Consider the following 1,608-nt stretch of genomic DNA (forward strand, 5'->3'; position numbering starts at 1 on the left):
ACCGTCGGTACCGCCGGGCCGTCGTCCTGGATCGTGAACACGCCGGTGCCGACGTTGATCGAGGCGCTGGTGTGGTCGCCGTCCGCATCCGTCACCGTCTGCGTCAGCTTCAGGTCGCCGGCCAGGGCCGTCGTCAGCGTCGCCGCGTCATCCGAGTTGTTCGGATCCGCATGCCAGATGTTCTTGACCTGCGTGAACGTCACGATGCCGGAACCGTTGACGCTGATCGTGAAGTACTCGACCGCGCCCACCATGCCGTGGATCACGCCGTCCGGCGTCTGGCTCAGCAGGATCTGCGAGCCCTGGCCGATGCCGTCGCCGTCCACCGCACTCTTGTCCGCCGCATCCAGCGCATAGAGGCCCGAACCGATGTTGGCTCCGTTCAGCTCGAACTTGTAGGTCGTGGCGCCGGCACCATCGGTGCCGTAGTTCGACGCCGAGAAGTTGTTGGAGTAATCCGCCGTCACGCTCGCCAGACCGACCGGCGCAATGCCGCCGACCGTATCGGTGCCGACCGCGCTCTCGTCCAGAACAAGCGTGTCCGCAGCCGCGGTCACTGTCGGTACCGCCGGGCCGTCGTCCTGGATCGTGAACACGTTCCCACCAAGGTTGATCGAGGCGCTGGTGTGATCGCCGTCCGCATCCGTCACCGTCTGCGTCAGCTTCAGGTCGCCCAGCGCAGGCGTCGTCAACGTCGCCGCATCGTCCGAGTTGTTCGTATCCGGATGCCAGATGTTCTTGACCTGCGTGAACGTCACGATGCCGGAGCCGTCAACGCTGATCGTGAAGTACTCGACCGCGCCCACCATGCCGTGAATCACGCCGTCCGGCGTCTGGCTCAGCAGGATCTGCGAGCCCTGGCCAATGCCGTCGCCATCGCCGGCGGTCTTGTCCGCCGCATCGAGCGCATAAAGGCCCGAACCGACGTTCGCCGCGCTGAGTTCGAACTTGTAGGTCGTGGTGCCGGCACCATCGGTGCCGTAGTTCACCGGCGAGAAATTGTTGGAGTAATCCGCCGTCACGCTCGCCAGACCGACCGGCGCAATGCCGCCGACCGTATCGGTGCCAACCGCACTCTCGTCCAGAACAAGCGTGTCCTTCTGCACATCGAGCACCCTGCCCTGGGCCGGGCCGTCGTCCTGGATCGAGAACACGCCGTTGCCGAGGTCGAGCGTCGTCGCGACGCTGTCGCCGTCCGCATCGGTGATCGTCTTTACCAATTGCAGCAGGCCGGCCGCCGTCGTCAGCGTCGCCGCATCGTCCGAATTGTTCGCGTCCGGATGCCAGATGTTCTTGGTCTCGGCAAACGTCACGATGCCCGTCGCCGGGTCAATCGTGATCGTGAAGTAGGTCGTCCCGCCAGCCGAGCCGGTGATCACGTTGCCGGCCTGGTTGAGCACGATCTGCGCACCCTGGCCGATCCCGTCGCCGTCGCCGGCGGTCTTGTCCGCCGCATCAAGCGCGAACAGGCCGGAGGCCACGTTCGAACCGGTCAGCTTCAGCGTAAAGGCCGTGGTGCCCGCACCATCTGCCCCGTAGCTGCCGCCAGTGAAATTATCCGCGAAGTTGGCGGTAACCGTCGCCAGACCGACCGGAGCAACGCCACCC

The 1,608-nt window shown here is 65.4% G+C and carries 1 protein-coding gene; it reads right to left on the bottom strand.

The window, feature by feature from the left end:
- A partial coding sequence (locus ACREB4_RS21240) for a DUF5801 repeats-in-toxin domain-containing protein (RefSeq protein ID WP_431590229.1) occupies positions 1-1,608 on the bottom strand: 1,608 nt, incomplete at both ends.

It is taken from the genome of Aquabacterium sp., from assembly GCF_050725395.1.
Lineage (GTDB): Bacteria > Pseudomonadota > Gammaproteobacteria > Burkholderiales > Burkholderiaceae_C > Aquabacterium.